Source organism: Providencia sp. PROV236 (assembly GCF_033676985.1).
GTDB classification, from domain to species: domain Bacteria; phylum Pseudomonadota; class Gammaproteobacteria; order Enterobacterales; family Enterobacteriaceae; genus Providencia; species Providencia manganoxydans.
In genome coordinates this window covers 3,805,817-3,820,943 of record NZ_CP096297.1, presented here as the reverse complement: position 1 = coordinate 3,820,943, position 15,127 = coordinate 3,805,817, and the positions used below count along the sequence as shown (strand labels likewise).

The window sequence follows — 15,127 nt, the reverse complement described above, 5'->3', positions numbered from 1 at the left end:
TCGTACAGGAATTTAAAATGAATCATACAAAGGTCTTAGTCACAGGCGGTCTTGGCTACATTGGTAGCCATACCTGTGTGCAGATGATTGAACAAGGCATGCAGCCAATTATTTTAGATAATTTATGTAATGCCAACCCAGAAGTCCTCAACCGCATTGAAACCATCACAGGTAAAAAACCTGTCTTCTATGCCGGTGATGTACGTGATAACGCTATTCTGGATACGATTTTTGCTGAGCACCAAATCACATCAGTGATCCACTTTGCCGGGTTAAAAGCGGTTGGTGAATCCGTTCAAAAACCGATTGAGTATTATGATAATAACGTCAATGGCACGTTAGTATTACTTGCCAGTATGCAAAAAGCGGGCGTCAAAAGCTTAATTTTTAGCTCATCGGCTACTGTGTATGGTGATCCAGAAGAAGTACCGTTAACCGAAGACTCTAAAGTCGGTGGTACTACCAACCCATATGGCACCAGTAAATATATGGTTGAGCGTATTCTTGCTGATCTATATATTGCACATAACGATTGCTCGGTTACTTTACTACGCTACTTTAATCCCGTTGGCGCCCACCAATCAGGTTTAATTGGTGAAGACCCACAGGGTATTCCAAATAACCTAACACCTTATATCGCTCAAGTAGCAGTTGGTCGTCATAAAGAAGTCATGGTATTTGGCTCTGATTACCCAACTCCAGATGGTACTGGCGTACGTGATTATATCCATGTTATGGATTTAGCTAGCGGTCATATTGCAGCATTAAACAATGTCAGCCATCAAGCAGGCCTACATATCTATAACCTAGGTACGGGTAAAGGAACGAGTGTATTAGAGATGATTGCTGCTTTTGAAAAAGCATCAGGTAAACCTATCCCGTATAAAATTGTTGAGCGCCGCCCTGGCGATATCGCTGAATGTTGGTCTAGCCCTAAAAAGGCCTTTAATGATTTAGGATGGAAAGCACAATATTCAGTACAAGATATGGTTAATGATAGCTGGCGCTGGCAATCGCAGAATCCTAATGGCTATAAATAGATTTATTTGATTTAGGTTAAGATATGAATATTGATATAGATTCTTTTGCTTTATATATTGGCGTTAAGGCGGAGTATTTAGCTATGTTATATAGAACCACATGCGAATTAGAAGGATTACCATTACCGAAAAGAAATAGGCATGGTAAGGTAAAAATGAGTGAGGTTTTGATTTTTAAACAACACGTTGAAGATAAAAATAAAGGGGGACTATCCTAGATAATTAAGATCATCTAGGATAGTTCTACGAGAAAAGCAGACTCAGTCAGTACAAATAGGAATGGTTAATTGAGCTGTTCGTTACAGGCTCTACAGCTAGTATTGCTGCCGAATTAGTTGGTGTCCAACACCGTGGCTTATTGTTCCCATCGCCTCAGAGTGCTAATCGCTGAGCACGTTGATAAGCATTCTTGGTTTGATGGAGAGATATAAATCGACGAAAGTTATTTTGGTGGAAGCCGTAAAGATTCTTTAGGTAGAGGCACCGTCGGTAAAGTGACTGTATTCCAGCTATTGAAGTGTAGTGACAAGGTTTATACTAAGATTATACCAGATGCCAAATCTCACACATTGCTACCGATAACGAAGCTTTACTGAAACTCGGCACTTAAATCCACACTATAATGAATAGCCACCAATTGACAGTTTACATAGCCGAGGCTACGGTCATTTCGATATTCTCGCGACCAAAGCTTGGTATTCTCGTTTAGATAGCGCCCTTTTAAAAATCACGCCAATAGTTGCAGATGAGCCAGCTTTGGTGGCAGGTTATTACAACATTGAAAAAGAGCGCTTAAAAGAGGCGTATTTTCAACGAGGGCTATTGCTTCTGATGTGAACAATAACCCAGAAGGCACCACGCTTTGGCATCTAGTACGTGAAGGCAAACTAGATGATTAATCGTAAGAAAATATTATGTGCTGCACAATCGTTAATCATAAAGTGATCCAGAAAGGTGATGCAACATCAACGGATGGTGGCATACTTGAAGGGTGTTATGTTGAAAGCCAATATGTGGCTATCTTGCTTCTACTAGTGCATTTGTTATAACAGTAAGATAAATATCCATTTAATGGTTTGCATTAAATAAAAAAAGAATACCATAATAGCCATCTTTACGGATATCCGTAAAGATGGCTTAAAATAGAGTTTAGTTTGATTAACGTTCTAGATTATGGATATCATTGGGGTACCACGACATTCTTTATTTCCCGCCTTAAGGGATGAAAGCGGCTTGACTCTCATGTTGTTGTCCTATCTACCCACCCGTATGATAAACATATCCTCCACTGTGAAAAATACCGCTTTGTTCAAGACAAACATCACGTCCATAGCGTTCATAGTCAAAGTAATGGGATAAATGACCCAGTTGTGCTAAATCATAACAACCACTTTCTTCTATCCAGTAATAACCTAAATCATATTCATTATTGACCCCCGCTAATTGCTGGAAAGAATCCAAGTTATCCGCTAAATGAATTAAATCATGGATTGAACTCGTTGAAGAACCGATTTCAATTGCCGCCTGGTAAAGGTCAATTTCATCAGGCGATAACATGGCTAATTGGGTGGCTAACTCGTTCAACTCATCTAAAAGACTGTATTCTGAAATGTAAGAAGAAAGGCCATCAATGGAGGATTCATAGTCGGTCAAAAAATACTCTTCATAGTGAATACCATCAATGCCAATCCGCATTAAACAGTGTTCGATTTCTTTTGAGGTTGCCGGAAGCTCAAGCCACTCACCGACCAGTTCACCTTCGTTATATTTACCTAAATTCGTAATAAAAACAGAAATCATCCCCGATTTTAGGCATGGGGAAGCTGTCGCAGTTATACGCATATTCGTGTCCTCTTATTGATGTATTGTGATTTAATTAATGGCGATATTTTGATAAAGGGATCTATTTCCCTTTAGAAGCTGATGTTGATATAAAAAGCCAATCAGCTGAAATCAGGCAACTCGCTTTAAAAATGATTAATGATGGTTTAGAGCAGGATAATGAGTTGCCTTACAATCCCGATAACATGTTATGCTTTCTATCATGATCTCAATTTGCGCGGGTTAAAACGAAAAAAGCCCCTGTCCAATAAACTAGGGGCAGTTCAGACTCACAGACTCCTAAGAGATGAAACCCCATCAGGGGTTTCCGTTAACTTATCGCTATCAATCAAACGTGTATTCACACTCGATACATTCATAACGATCAAATACCACGCCATCTAAAGCTGAACCACTCACAGCCCCAGCAGTAGCTCCAGCGACTAAACGTCCAAATAGAGCGCCTACCGCAGCACCAGCAATCGTCCCTACAACAGGAACAGCAGAGCCGATAGACGCTCCAGCTAGTGCGCCTGATACGCCACCAGCAACAGCTCCGGTCTTTTTCCCGATATGACGTTCACGAATGCGAGTTGAATCGCAGGCCGGGCAACGAATGTAATTTTCCATGATAATTTCCTTTTAGGTTGATTTAAAAGCAAAAAAGCCCCAGTCCGTGAGGACAGGGGCTTTTAGTGATAAAGCTTCTTTATTGAATGAGATGTATTACGATAAATCGTGGTTAGTTATCATGCGTTTTGACGATGAAAATTCCCATGAACAATATTGCCACCATTTCTCAATGAATCGATATAGTCGGCATACTACCGTAGTATTCGACTCCTCGTATTGAAAATGGATCTCCTATATGACATGGCTAAAGTTTTAGTGATTCATTGGATTATTCAACTTTGCAAAGTCGAATGGCGAAATCGTTTGTTCCCGATTAGCATCCAAATAATCAGCCCACCATTGCACCATTAATCGGCGTTGATCAATATGTTCTGCCTTATGAATATAAGCAGCCCTCACTGAGTTACGTTCTTGGTGGCTCATTTGTCTTTCTACTGCATCCTTCGACCATAAACCTGATTCAACTAATGAACTACACGCCATCGTTCTAAAACCGTGTCCACAAATTTCAGTCTTCGTATCATAGCCCATCACACGTAAGGCTTTATTGACTGTATTTTCGCTCATAGGCTTAAAGGGATTATGAGCGCCCGTTAGGATCAATTCATGTTCACCCGTCCATGTCCAAATTTCTTTCATTATAGTGATGGCTTGGTGGCTAAGGGGAACTAAATGCGGAGTACGCATTTTAGCGCCCCTGTGTGAGAATTTAACGCCGGGTATAGGCTTTCGCTGAGCAGGAATAGTCCATAAGGCTTTATCGAAGTCAATTTCAGACCAACGCGCATAACGAAGTTCGCTTGACCTAATAAACACTAATAAATTTAACATCACAGCTAGGCGAGTGACGGGTTGCCCTTTATAAGCATCGATACGGGCAATGAGTTCAGGTAGACGGTCAAGGTTAAGAGCTGGACGATGTTGGCGTTGTACAGTCGTTACAGCCCCTGCGGTATCAATGGCAGGGTTATAACCAATAATACCGGATTGCACCGCATAACGCATAACAGCAGCGATACGTTGCTGTAAACGCGCAGCTATCTCATAAATCTCTTTACTTTCTGCTGCACGGATAGGAATAAGCAGGTCAGGGGTTTTGAGGGTAGTGATATCGCGTAATCCAATATAAGGAAAGACATGCGACTCCAAACTCTTTAAAACCTTTTCACTGTGTGATTCAGACCATTTTTTATTGCTGGCATGCCATTGTCTTGCGATGGTTTCAAAAGAGAGGTTAGCATCAGAAGCTGCTTTAGCCACACGTTTTTGCTCGCACGGGTCAATACCATCAGCAATCAATTTTCTTGCTTCATCACGTTTTAAACGCGCCTCTGATAAAGAGATATCAGGGTATAAACCCAAGGCTAAGGTTTTCTCTTTACCTAAGTGGCGGTAGCGTAACCGCCAGTATTTAGAACCGTTGGTGTGAACCAATAAGTGCAGACCTGCACCATCGGTTAATTTATAGGATTTCACATCGGGTTTAGCCGCCCGAATTTTAGCGTCAGTCAGTGCCATAGTGAGCTTCCTGAGAGATAAAGTGGGTACAAAATTCTATCGAACTAGTGTATACCCGCAATTGTACCCACGCAATGGGGTTGATGTGGGTAGAATCGAGTAGAATTCAGTTGAGTTGAAACTTTGGGAGAGTGTTGATTTTAGCGGGCTTTACAAACAAAAACAGACGTCGGTTGACGTCTGTTGATAATAAGGTGGTGCCCGGACTCGGAATCGAACCAAGGACACGGGGATTTTCAATCCCCTGCTCTACCGACTGAGCTATCCGGGCAACGGGGCGCATTAAACCGCATTAGATGGTTTGCGTCAACGAGTTTTTGCTAAAAAAACGTAATTTTTAACTGAGTGTTTCCTTTTTCAACAAAAGCTGTTGCTTTAACGCGCGATTGATCGTTTTTAGCTTAATGCGCCTTTTTTGCGACACAACGCAATAGCTAAAATATCTTCAGAAAGATGTTGAGCAATTTCAACATCACGAATGTCTCTTTGAACTAATAGACGGTTTAAACAGCCTTCTAGGACAAGTTCCATTTGATTTGCGACGAGTTCTGAGTCTTCAATATCTAATTCATCTAACAGCTCTTTGGTATACAAGAAAGAGTTGTCTTTTTGTAGACGACTGAGTTGGTGAATAGGATGTTGGGGATCGGGATAGTGGTTGCAAGCGGAGACAAATAAGCACCCAGGGAAACGGCCTTCACTGACACGACTATAAAGTTGTTGATAGCGAGCGGTAAGCTTCTGTTGTGGGCTCAACGTTTCATCTAGGCGAGTTTGGCGCTGCCAAATTTCAATTTGTTGTCCGTGATAACGTAGGCAGTCATAAACCAAAGCTTCATCATCAGGCCAAAACTGGCGGATCACACTAAAGTTAGGTTCAATTTCATGGAGAAGGCGCTCTGTCGATGCGGATAAACCTTGTTTTTCTAATTGGTTAAGAGCGTGGCTTAAAATCTCTTCGCGCTGTACTGACATTGTTAGCTCCGTCACATATTGTTCTCATACTTTAATCATAACAATGTTTACTCGCTCGTCATACCTCAAAGTCATAGCGATTTACATTTAGGCAAAGCAGGATATGCTTGATGGCTTACATCCCGCGGTACGATTGCCTCTCAAATTATTTTACTTTATCCCACCTAAAAATATTTTCTAAAATGATTGAAATAATAATTCCCATAAGTAATCCATTAGTCACTATTGGGCGAATAGTTAATGGGATATCTTGCAGATAAGCAGGGGGAACACCCATTAAAAAAATACCTATAAACAAAGGAAGTGCAAGACGGTATATATTGCGAGGATTCAGTTTTGATACATTAATAAACAGTAAAGAAGACCATAATAATGGCAAATAAGTCACCATCATCACAGTACTGCTAATGACTAAGGGAAAGGAAGCGAAAATCCCTGAAAGCAGCGGGACTAAACTGATAATTAAAAAGAAGAGGCTACCAATGATAAACGGTTTTTTGGTGGAGTCACCTGTTTGAGTAATTAATCCAACTGATGAAACAAAAGGTGCGAACGGAACAATACCAAGTGGTGAGCATGTCAGTGTCATAATGCCTGAAGCAACAAAACTTCGACGGTATATAGTAGGGGAGGCTGTTGCTCCTTCATGAAAAATATCTGTACCTTTTATTGCACCAAAGGTATTCGAGGTATTGAGGAAAGCGGTAATCACACAGGTTGCCACAATACCATAATTGATTGACTCTGCTTTACCGAGTGGAAATAGCTGCCAATTGATGCTGCTTGATACACTCATTTCTGGGGAGAAAAAAGCTAGGAATAATATCCAGCCTAAAATTGAACCGATTAAAACCGCGTATTTATTAATATTGCGGGGTAACAATATAATGATTGCGATGATCAGCGCCATGATAAACAGTGCTAATAAGAAGGTATCAAACTGAATATGTACAGGCTGGTCAGTGGCATTAAAAGGCAGGCCAAGCATTCCTTTTAGGAAAATAGAAATCAAATTGGCGCCAAGTAAAAACATGAACACGGCCATGACACTAGGCGAAAATAATAAAGCTAAATATTTACCAATACCGCTGAGACCAATAAAGATAGTAATTAGACCCGCAATGGCAATGCCTAAGGCAAAACTGATCCCGATAACTTCAAGCGGGGTTCCTTGAGCTGATTCAGTAAAAGTGACAGATAAAATCATTCCCCACCATAAACCAGCGGATCCTTCCATTATAGAACGTTTATGGCCAATAATAGCTTGGATCAGGCAAGCGAGTGATGTTGCTATAAATGAATATTGGGTAATAACCAGTGTGGTGTCATTAGATAGCTGAAAGGCTGATTGCAAAGTGGGGGGGATCACCACGGTATTGCAAAAAATAAAGAAAAACCATTGAAAGCCTGATAATACACTGTCTTTATTTAAGCCTAACATCGATCCCCCGCCTATAATATAGCTAAACAGCACTTTAGAATATGTCAAGTATATTCGTCATCATTCAAGTTACAGGGGCTTTTCGTTAAAGTATGGAGGCTACATTCAGTATGCCAAGCTACATAGTTTATCTATACCCCCTAGTTATTTTTGCTTATCGCTAAACTGCACCTCGAATTATTTAGAGTATATACTGTTGGTGTTTAAAGAAAATTAACTAATTACATTTAACATACATGAGTATTAATGCTTTGACATTCTTCTGCATTAAAAAATGAGAGGATGAAAGCGTGGCTGATAGGTACATTTGTTTATGAAAATTATCATAGCACCTGATTCATTCAAAGAGAGTATGAGTGCAGAGCTTGCTGCAAATGCAGTAAAGCAGGGGTTTCAAGCCATCTTTCCACATGCTACCTACCTTAGCTTACCTATTGCTGACGGGGGAGAAGGTACAGTTGATGCCCTGATTGCAGCGATTGGCGGCGAACGTATCACTGTTGAGGTCAGTGGGCCGCTAAATCAAACTGTGATGGCAACTTATGGATTGTTGCATCAAGGGGAAACAGCGGTCATTGAGATGGCCGAAGCGAGTGGTTTGATGCTAGTTGCTCCTAAAGATCGCAATCCTATGTTAACGCATAGCTTCGGTACCGGTCAGTTGATCAAGGATGCCTTAGATAAAGGTGTTAAACAGATCATTCTCGGTGTTGGTGGTAGCGCGACAATTGATGGTGGCGTTGGCATGCTACAGGCTCTGGGGGCTATTTTCTATGACGCTCAACAACAAGTGCTAGGGTTGGGTGGCGAAGTATTAAATCACATTACTAAGATCGACCTAGCAAATTTAGATCCTCGTTTACAGCATTGTCAGATTGATATCGCTTGTGATGTAGATAACCCACTAGTGGGTGAACGTGGTGCAGCTGCCATTTTTGGCCCTCAAAAAGGGACTACAGCTGAAATGGTGATAACTTTGGAACAAGGTTTGAATCAATTAGCGAATGTTATTGAGCAAATGACAGGCACAGATTATCGTCATTTATCAGGTGGTGGTGCGGCTGGTGGGATCTCAGTTGCGGCAGCTGCATTTATGGGCGCTCAGCTAAAACCGGGTATTGAAATTGTCATCCAAGCCGTCAATTTGGAAAAAGAGATTGTTGATACTGACTTAGTGATTGTGGGTGAGGGCAGTATGGATGGGCAAACCGCAGGTGGTAAAGCGCCGATCGGTATTGCGAAGGTGGCAGCGAAACATAATGTGCCAGTGATAGCGTTGAGTGGGGTATTAGGTAAAGGCGTTGAAGCACTACATCAAGAAGGCATTGATGCTTTTTTTAGTATTTTACCTCGTTTATGTCCACTCGAAGAAGCTCTGACTGAAGGTGCAATGAATCTACAGCAGACAGCGTACAATGTGGCAAAAGTTCTAAAGTTGGGACAGCAATTGTAATGCATTAAAAAAACAAAACCCGCCATTATTGCGGGTTTTGTTCAAGTAAAGAATCACTTACTACAATATCATTCCACCAAATAGGAAACCGAAAGTAACGGATAAAATAACCGCTATGGTACCTGGAATGAAGAATGGATGGTTGAACACGAAGCGACCGATACGTGTTGTCCCTGTATCATCCATTTGTACTGCGGCAACCAATGTTGGATAAGTTGGCAGAATAAATAAACCCGATACCGCAGAGAACGATGCAATCGCAGTTAGTGGGCTAACATGTAAAGCTAATGCCATTGGCATTAATGCTTTTGCTGTTGCAGCCTGTGAATAAAGCAGCGCTGAACAGAAGAAGAAAATAACCGCTAACATCCATGAATGTTCGTGTATCAAATCACCCGCAGTTTCTTTAATCCAATCAATATTGTGCTGTACAAATGTATCACCTAGCCAAGCAACACCAAGGATACAAATACATGCACTCATACCGGCTTTAAAAGTACTTGAATTGAGGATCGAGTCAGTGCTAACACGACAGAACACGGTAATTAATGTTGCCACACTCAGCATGATGATCAAAATTGCGTTAGTGGTATTCATTAATGGTGTTTGCACTAAGCCTAAGCTCGGGCTATTGACAATGGCGTAGATAACAACACAGATAACACCGAGTAGGAACAACAGAACCGATGATTTAGCGCCCGGTTTGATATCTTTGACTTGACTACCACGTAATTCAACTAAACCTTCAGCTAAACGTTTTTGATAAACAGGGTCATCAGACAGTTTAGAGTTAAATGTCCAAGAAATGATGAATGACATCAGAATAATGGCAAGGAAAGTGGCTGGCAGCAAAATAGCGAGTAACGTAATGTAGCTAACCGTATTACCAGCACCAACCATTGCCGGGTTTTCCATTACCGATGCCATGTATACCACTGCCGCAGAAATTGGTGATGCTGTAATACCAATTTGAGCTGAAACAACCGCAGTAGACAGAGGACGGCATGGTTTCACACCTTGCTCTTTGGCAACTTCGGCAATAACTGGCAATGTCGCTAAAGAGATGTTACCTGTACCTGCAAAGAGGGTCAGGAAATAGGTCACGATTGGGGCAAGAATGGTGATATATTTTGGATTACGACGTAGTAGTTTTTCTGTTTGGGCAACTAAGTAATCGAGACCACCGGCGATTTGCATTGCAGAGATCGCGGCGATGACCGCCATAATAATTGAGATAACGTCAAATGGAATGGTTCCTGGTTTCACGCCAATTGCAGCGAGTACCAGTACACCAAGGCCACCGGCAAAGCCGATGCCTATCCCACCTAGACGGGCCCCCAAAAATATGGCCAGTAGAACAATTATAAATTCCACGGCTAACATAGTGTTTACTCCTCGACAAATTTAAAATTAAAAATATGAAACTGTTATGTTAATTTTTTGTGTGTGCATGAATTAAAAAAGGCACGCTTTCCAAAGGAGAGGCGTGCCTTGATTTTTAAGAATTATTTATGTTTAACATAGATGATTAGTCATCAAATCGTTTCGCTTTATAAGCTGGGTGTTTTAGGTTCTCTACAGAGAAGATATCATCCAGTTGCTCTTCGGTCAGTAAGCCGCGCTCCAGTACGACTTCGCGTACGCTCTTACCTGTTTCTGCACAGATTTTGCCCACGATATCACCATTATGGTGGCCAATAAATGGGTTCAGATAAGTGACGATACCGATAGAATTAAACACGAACGCTTCACAGATTTCTTTATTAACTGTAATACCGTTAACGCATTTTTCAACTAGGTTGCGGCACGCGTTGCTCATCAGCGAAATAGATTCGAACATGGCTTGACCGATAGCGGGTTCCATGACGTTTAACTGTAGCTGACCCGCTTCAGCTGCCATTGTAACACAGATATCGTTACCGATAACTTTGAAACAAGCTTGGTTAACCACTTCTGGGATTACTGGGTTAACTTTTGCTGGCATGATAGAAGAACCTGCTTGTAATTCAGGCAGATTGATTTCTTTCAGACCCGCGCGAGGACCGGAAGACAGTAAACGTAAGTCATTACAGATTTTAGACAGTTTAACTGCAAGGCGTTTTAAACCTGCGTGAACAGTGATGTAAGCACCACAGTCTGAAGTTGCTTCGATTAAGTCTTCTGCTGGAACACAAGGCAAACCTGTTACTTCAGCCAGTTTCTCAACAGCGAGTTTTTGGTAACCCGGCGCAGTGTTCAAACCAGTACCGATAGCCGTTGCACCTAAGTTAACTTCCAGCAGTAACTCAATGCTGCGTTTTAGGTTTTTCTCTTCTTCTTTTAAGAGGGTTGCAAATGCATGGAACTCTTGACCAACCGTCATTGGCACTGCATCCTGTAATTGGGTACGACCCATTTTCAGGATGTCTTTATATTCTTCTGCTTTTTTCTCAAAGCCTTTTTTGAGGTATTCAACTGATTCAATCAGTTTAACAACGGAGTTGTATACCGCAATACGGAAACCAGTAGGGTATGCATCGTTGGTTGATTGGCTTTTGTTTAAGTGGTCATTTGGATTGAGGAATTCATATTCCCCTTTTTTATGACCCATCAGTTCAAGACCAATATTTGCAAGGACCTCGTTGGTATTCATATTGAGTGATGTACCTGCACCACCTTGGAATACGTCAACAGGGAATTGATCCATGCATTTACCTGACTCCAGTACAACATCACAGGCTTTAATAATAGTGTCTGCAATATTGCGTGGAATAGTGTGAAGTTCTTTGTTCGCCATTGCAGCCGCTTTTTTTACCATTACCATGCCCCGAATAAATTCTGGCACGTCATTAATGGTGCGGTCGCTAATATAAAAGTTTTCAATCGCACGCAGAGTATGAACACCGTAATAGGCATCAGATGGGACTTCTTTCTGACCTAACAGGTCTTCTTCGATACGAGTATTGTTTGACATGAGAACCTTCTTAATTAGATTACAGTTACTGTCTATTATGCGCTTTTAAAATATATATACCGTGAAACAAAATATTATAGGTGTAAAACACCTGTTACTTCATTATCAGCATAATGATCTACTGATTTATGGGTAGATGATATGCTGTTCTTAAATCATTACCTTGAACCTAGATCACTATATAGTTTGATTTATGAAACAGATTTCAAAATGTGTGAACAATCTCACAGATGAAACTAAAAAAATTAGCAATCTCCGAGAGTTGAAAAACGTTATAGTGACCCCAATCATTATGGCTATACTAATTAGAAATGCTAATTTTGTTAGTTGTCTCTTGATACAGTTCACAAAGGTTTTCTAAGGGGCGAAAAAGAAGATAGAAACAAAGGAGAACATTGTGCGCTGGTTACCTCTCATATTGCTTTGCCTTCTCATTTATATTGAGTCCGTTATATTCGTTCGTGTTGCTTCTGCCATTGGTGTATTAGCAACATTGATACTGGTCGTGCTGACATCCTGCTTAGGCGTCTCTCTAGTTAAAAATCAGGGGATGAAAAATGTCATGCAGATCCAACAAAAAATAGCCGCGGGAGAAAGCCCAGCTGCTGAAATGATTAAAAGTGTAGCTTTAGTATTAGCCGGTTTCTTACTGATTGTTCCAGGCTTCTTTACTGACTTTATTGGCTTGCTTTTATTGTTGCCTCCAGTTCAAAAATTGTTTGTGATGCGCTTGATCCCGCATATTCGTTTCTCTTCAATGGGAAATGGCTTCAGTGCAGGGCGTCATAACCCATATCAACAAGGTGATACATTTGAAGGGGAATTCCAACGTAAGCAGGATGACCCAACTTATACCCTCGATAAGTCAGATGATCCTACCGAATCAGAAAAAGATAACCGTCCTAAGCCATAATCCCTCTACGGGGGAAGTGAAAAACTAAAAAATTTTTATCTTCCCCCCCTTGAAGTCGCTTTATCTAGCCCCAATCTCCTGAATCATGGTACTGGTTTAATTAGGCATACTGGTATCGTCCTTTTACCTAGTGTGGACTTTATTTATAGGAGAACTATTAATGAAAATTCGTCCATTGCATGACCGTGTTATCGTCAAGCGTAAAGAAGTTGAATCAAAATCTGCTGGCGGCATTGTTCTGACTGGCACAGCAGCAGGTAAATCTACGCGTGGTGAAGTCCTTGCCGTTGGTAACGGTCGCATCCTCGAAAATGGCGAAATTAAAGCGCTGGATGTGAAAGTTGGCGACATCGTTATTTTTAACGACGGTTATGGCGTGAAAGCTGAGAAAATCGACAACGAAGAAGTGTTGATCATGTCAGAAAGTGACATTCTAGCGATTGTTGAAGCGTAATTTTCACTTAGATCTTCTCAACTAACGAAAAGAATTTAAAGGAAAGAAATAATGGCAGCTAAAGACGTTAAATTTGGTAGTGATGCACGCGTAAAAATGCTTCGTGGTGTGAATATTCTTGCGGATGCAGTTAAAGTAACTTTAGGTCCTAAAGGACGCAACGTAGTTCTGGATAAATCATTCGGCTCTCCAGTTATCACCAAAGATGGTGTTTCTGTTGCACGTGAAATCGAATTAGAAGATAAATTCGAAAACATGGGCGCACAGATGGTAAAAGAAGTTGCCTCTAAAGCGAATGATGCAGCGGGTGACGGTACTACAACTGCAACAGTTCTGGCACAAGCCATTGTGACCGAAGGTCTAAAAGCGGTTGCTGCGGGTATGAACCCAATGGATCTGAAACGCGGTATCGATAAAGCTGTTGTTGCAGCGGTTGAAGAGCTGAAAGCACTGTCTGTTCCATGTTCAGATTCAAAAGCAATTGCTCAAGTTGGTACTATTTCTGCAAACTCTGACGAAACCGTTGGTAAGTTAATTGCAGAAGCAATGGATAAAGTCGGTAAAGAAGGCGTTATCACTGTTGAAGAAGGTACTGGTCTAGAAGATGAACTGGATGTTGTTGAAGGTATGCAGTTCGACCGTGGTTACCTATCTCCTTATTTCATCAACAAGCCAGAAACAGGCGCTGTTGAACTGGAAAACCCATTCATCCTGTTGGTTGACAAAAAAGTCTCTAACATCCGTGAATTACTGCCAGTATTAGAAGGCGTTGCTAAAGCAAGCAAACCACTACTGATCATCGCTGAAGATGTTGAAGGTGAAGCACTGGCAACTCTCGTGGTTAACACCATGCGTGGTATCGTGAAAGTGGCTGCGGTTAAAGCACCTGGTTTCGGTGATCGCCGTAAAGCAATGCTACAAGATATCGCTATCCTGACTAATGCGACCGTTATCTCTGAAGAGATCGGTATGGAGCTTGAAAAAGCAACATTAGAAGATTTAGGTCAAGCAAAACGCATCGTTATCAACAAAGATACCACGACTATCATTGATGGTGTGGGTGATGAGTCTGCGATTTCTGGTCGTGTTGCTCAAATTCGTCAACAAATCGAAGAATCAACTTCTGATTACGACCGTGAAAAACTGCAAGAGCGCGTAGCTAAATTAGCTGGTGGTGTTGCAGTAATTAAAGTTGGTGCAGCAACTGAAGTTGAAATGAAAGAAAAACGTGCTCGTGTTGATGATGCTCTGCATGCAACTCGTGCTGCGGTTGAAGAAGGTGTTGTTGCTGGTGGTGGTACTGCACTGGTACGTGTTGCTGCTAAACTGGAATCACTGAAAGGTGATAACGAAGAGCAAAACGTCGGTATCCGTGTTGCACTACGTGCGATGGAAGCACCAATGCGTCAAATCGTCACTAACGCAGGTGAAGAAGCCTCTGTGGTTGTTAACACAGTTAAAGCATCGAAAGGTAACGAAGGTTACAACGCGGCGACTGATACTTATGGCGACATGATCGATATGGGTATTTTGGATCCAACTAAAGTAACCCGTTCTGCACTGCAATTCGCAGCATCTATCGCAGGTCTGATGATCACCACTGAAGCGATGATCACCGATCTACCGAAAGATGACGCTCCTGATTTAGGTGGCGCAGGTATGGGCGGTATGGGTGGAATGGGCGGCATGATGTAAGCCATTTGGCGACATCACGTTCATTTAATCACTAAGTACTGTCAGCCGGTATTGCTAGTTTTACTAGCGGTACCGGCTTTTTTATATCTAGACATGCTAAGTTAATTATTACGATGTTCAAAATGTCGTATTGCGATAATAACTCTGATTTTAATTAGATATTTGTGCATTTATTTTTGCGCTAAAGGTACGCATCAGGTTATATTTGGGGTAAGGCTATACTCGTGATAC

General features: G+C 41.4%; 14 protein-coding genes, 1 tRNA gene and 1 pseudogene. 8 read left to right on the top strand and 8 right to left on the bottom strand.

Going from position 1 to position 15,127, the window contains the following annotated elements; genetic code table 11:
- Positions 1 to 17: 17 nt before the first annotated feature.
- The 4 genes and pseudogenes from galE (at position 18) to M1E96_RS17615 (ending at position 2,089) form a co-directional block, all read left to right on the top strand.
- Complete coding sequence (galE, locus tag M1E96_RS17630; RefSeq protein ID WP_369427237.1) at positions 18 to 1,040, top strand: UDP-glucose 4-epimerase GalE; 1,023 nt, start codon at positions 18 to 20, stop codon at positions 1,038 to 1,040.
- A gap of 23 nt (positions 1,041 to 1,063) precedes the next feature.
- On the top strand, positions 1,064 to 1,258 hold the full coding sequence (locus tag M1E96_RS17625) for a hypothetical protein (RefSeq protein WP_014656694.1): 195 nt from the start codon (positions 1,064 to 1,066) through the stop codon (positions 1,256 to 1,258).
- A 68-nt stretch (positions 1,259 to 1,326) separates the two neighbouring features.
- Positions 1,327 to 1,627: pseudogene (locus M1E96_RS17620) on the top strand (IS1595 family transposase); the annotation flags it as partial.
- Between the two features lie 327 nt (positions 1,628 to 1,954).
- Positions 1,955 to 2,089 carry a hypothetical protein gene (locus tag M1E96_RS17615; protein ID WP_281729793.1) on the top strand — a complete coding sequence of 45 codons (135 nt, stop codon included), beginning with the start codon at positions 1,955 to 1,957 and terminating at the stop codon, positions 2,087 to 2,089.
- Between the two features lie 208 nt (positions 2,090 to 2,297).
- Here the strand turns inward: M1E96_RS17615 and M1E96_RS17610 are convergent, their stop codons facing one another.
- The 6 genes from M1E96_RS17610 to M1E96_RS17585 form a co-directional block, all read right to left on the bottom strand.
- Positions 2,298 to 2,882: an antirestriction protein ArdA gene (locus tag M1E96_RS17610; protein ID WP_369427236.1), complete on the bottom strand. Its 585-nt coding sequence runs from the start codon at positions 2,880 to 2,882 to the stop codon at positions 2,298 to 2,300.
- Positions 2,883 to 3,206: 324 nt separating this feature from the next.
- Positions 3,207 to 3,491, bottom strand: coding sequence for a hypothetical protein (locus tag M1E96_RS17605; RefSeq protein ID WP_008913927.1), 285 nt, complete (start codon positions 3,489 to 3,491; stop codon positions 3,207 to 3,209).
- A gap of 255 nt (positions 3,492 to 3,746) precedes the next feature.
- On the bottom strand, positions 3,747 to 5,012 hold the full coding sequence (locus tag M1E96_RS17600; protein WP_369427235.1) for a tyrosine-type recombinase/integrase: 1,266 nt from the start codon (positions 5,010 to 5,012) through the stop codon (positions 3,747 to 3,749).
- 195 nt (positions 5,013 to 5,207) lie between these two features.
- A tRNA-Phe gene (locus M1E96_RS17595) sits at positions 5,208 to 5,283 on the bottom strand.
- A 125-nt stretch (positions 5,284 to 5,408) separates the two neighbouring features.
- Positions 5,409 to 5,987, bottom strand: a complete 579-nt coding sequence (locus tag M1E96_RS17590) for a transcriptional regulator (RefSeq protein ID WP_070925407.1) — start codon at positions 5,985 to 5,987, stop codon at positions 5,409 to 5,411.
- Positions 5,988 to 6,132: 145 nt separating this feature from the next.
- Positions 6,133 to 7,428: a uracil/xanthine transporter gene (locus M1E96_RS17585; protein ID WP_140182996.1), complete on the bottom strand. Its 1,296-nt coding sequence runs from the start codon at positions 7,426 to 7,428 to the stop codon at positions 6,133 to 6,135.
- A gap of 313 nt (positions 7,429 to 7,741) precedes the next feature.
- On the opposite strand from M1E96_RS17585, the gene M1E96_RS17580 reads away from it, so the two are divergent.
- The gene (locus M1E96_RS17580; protein ID WP_070925408.1) at positions 7,742 to 8,881 is read left to right on the top strand and encodes a glycerate kinase; all 1,140 of its coding nucleotides are present in this window, start codon (positions 7,742 to 7,744) and stop codon (positions 8,879 to 8,881) included.
- A 60-nt stretch (positions 8,882 to 8,941) separates the two neighbouring features.
- On the opposite strand, the gene M1E96_RS17575 is transcribed toward M1E96_RS17580, so the two are convergent.
- Complete coding sequence (locus tag M1E96_RS17575) at positions 8,942 to 10,264, bottom strand: anaerobic C4-dicarboxylate transporter (RefSeq protein WP_272581285.1); 1,323 nt, start codon at positions 10,262 to 10,264, stop codon at positions 8,942 to 8,944.
- Between the two features lie 145 nt (positions 10,265 to 10,409).
- Positions 10,410 to 11,834, bottom strand: a complete 1,425-nt coding sequence (gene aspA / locus M1E96_RS17570) for an aspartate ammonia-lyase (protein ID WP_272581284.1) — start codon at positions 11,832 to 11,834, stop codon at positions 10,410 to 10,412.
- Positions 11,835 to 12,231: 397 nt separating this feature from the next.
- Between aspA and M1E96_RS17565 the strand changes: the two genes are divergently transcribed.
- The 3 genes from M1E96_RS17565 (at position 12,232) to groL (ending at position 14,896) form a co-directional block, all read left to right on the top strand.
- Entirely contained in the window at positions 12,232 to 12,747 is a 516-nt protein-coding gene (locus M1E96_RS17565) for an FxsA family protein (protein ID WP_070925411.1), read from the top strand.
- Between the two features lie 160 nt (positions 12,748 to 12,907).
- Positions 12,908 to 13,201: a co-chaperone GroES gene (locus M1E96_RS17560; protein WP_008914587.1), complete on the top strand. Its 294-nt coding sequence runs from the start codon at positions 12,908 to 12,910 to the stop codon at positions 13,199 to 13,201.
- 51 nt (positions 13,202 to 13,252) lie between these two features.
- Positions 13,253 to 14,896: a chaperonin GroEL gene (gene groL, locus M1E96_RS17555; protein ID WP_140182992.1), complete on the top strand. Its 1,644-nt coding sequence runs from the start codon at positions 13,253 to 13,255 to the stop codon at positions 14,894 to 14,896.
- Positions 14,897 to 15,127 lie beyond the last annotated feature (231 nt).

Coding starts and splice junctions, on each gene's coding strand:
- M1E96_RS17560 (WP_008914587.1), top strand. CDS start 12,908: ATGAAAATTCGTCCATTGCATGACCGTGTTATCGTCAAGCGTAAAGAA.
- M1E96_RS17615 (WP_281729793.1), top strand. CDS start 1,955: ATGTGCTGCACAATCGTTAATCATAAAGTGATCCAGAAAGGTGATGCA.
- M1E96_RS17625 (WP_014656694.1), top strand. CDS start 1,064: ATGAATATTGATATAGATTCTTTTGCTTTATATATTGGCGTTAAGGCG.
- galE (WP_369427237.1), top strand. CDS start 18: ATGAATCATACAAAGGTCTTAGTCACAGGCGGTCTTGGCTACATTGGT.
- M1E96_RS17600 (WP_369427235.1), bottom strand. CDS start 5,012: ATGGCACTGACTGACGCTAAAATTCGGGCGGCTAAACCCGATGTGAAA.
- M1E96_RS17580 (WP_070925408.1), top strand. CDS start 7,742: ATGAAAATTATCATAGCACCTGATTCATTCAAAGAGAGTATGAGTGCA.
- groL (WP_140182992.1), top strand. CDS start 13,253: ATGGCAGCTAAAGACGTTAAATTTGGTAGTGATGCACGCGTAAAAATG.
- M1E96_RS17590 (WP_070925407.1), bottom strand. CDS start 5,987: ATGTCAGTACAGCGCGAAGAGATTTTAAGCCACGCTCTTAACCAATTA.
- M1E96_RS17575 (WP_272581285.1), bottom strand. CDS start 10,264: ATGTTAGCCGTGGAATTTATAATTGTTCTACTGGCCATATTTTTGGGG.
- M1E96_RS17610 (WP_369427236.1), bottom strand. CDS start 2,882: ATGCGTATAACTGCGACAGCTTCCCCATGCCTAAAATCGGGGATGATT.
- aspA (WP_272581284.1), bottom strand. CDS start 11,834: ATGTCAAACAATACTCGTATCGAAGAAGACCTGTTAGGTCAGAAAGAA.
- M1E96_RS17585 (WP_140182996.1), bottom strand. CDS start 7,428: ATGTTAGGCTTAAATAAAGACAGTGTATTATCAGGCTTTCAATGGTTT.
- M1E96_RS17605 (WP_008913927.1), bottom strand. CDS start 3,491: ATGGAAAATTACATTCGTTGCCCGGCCTGCGATTCAACTCGCATTCGT.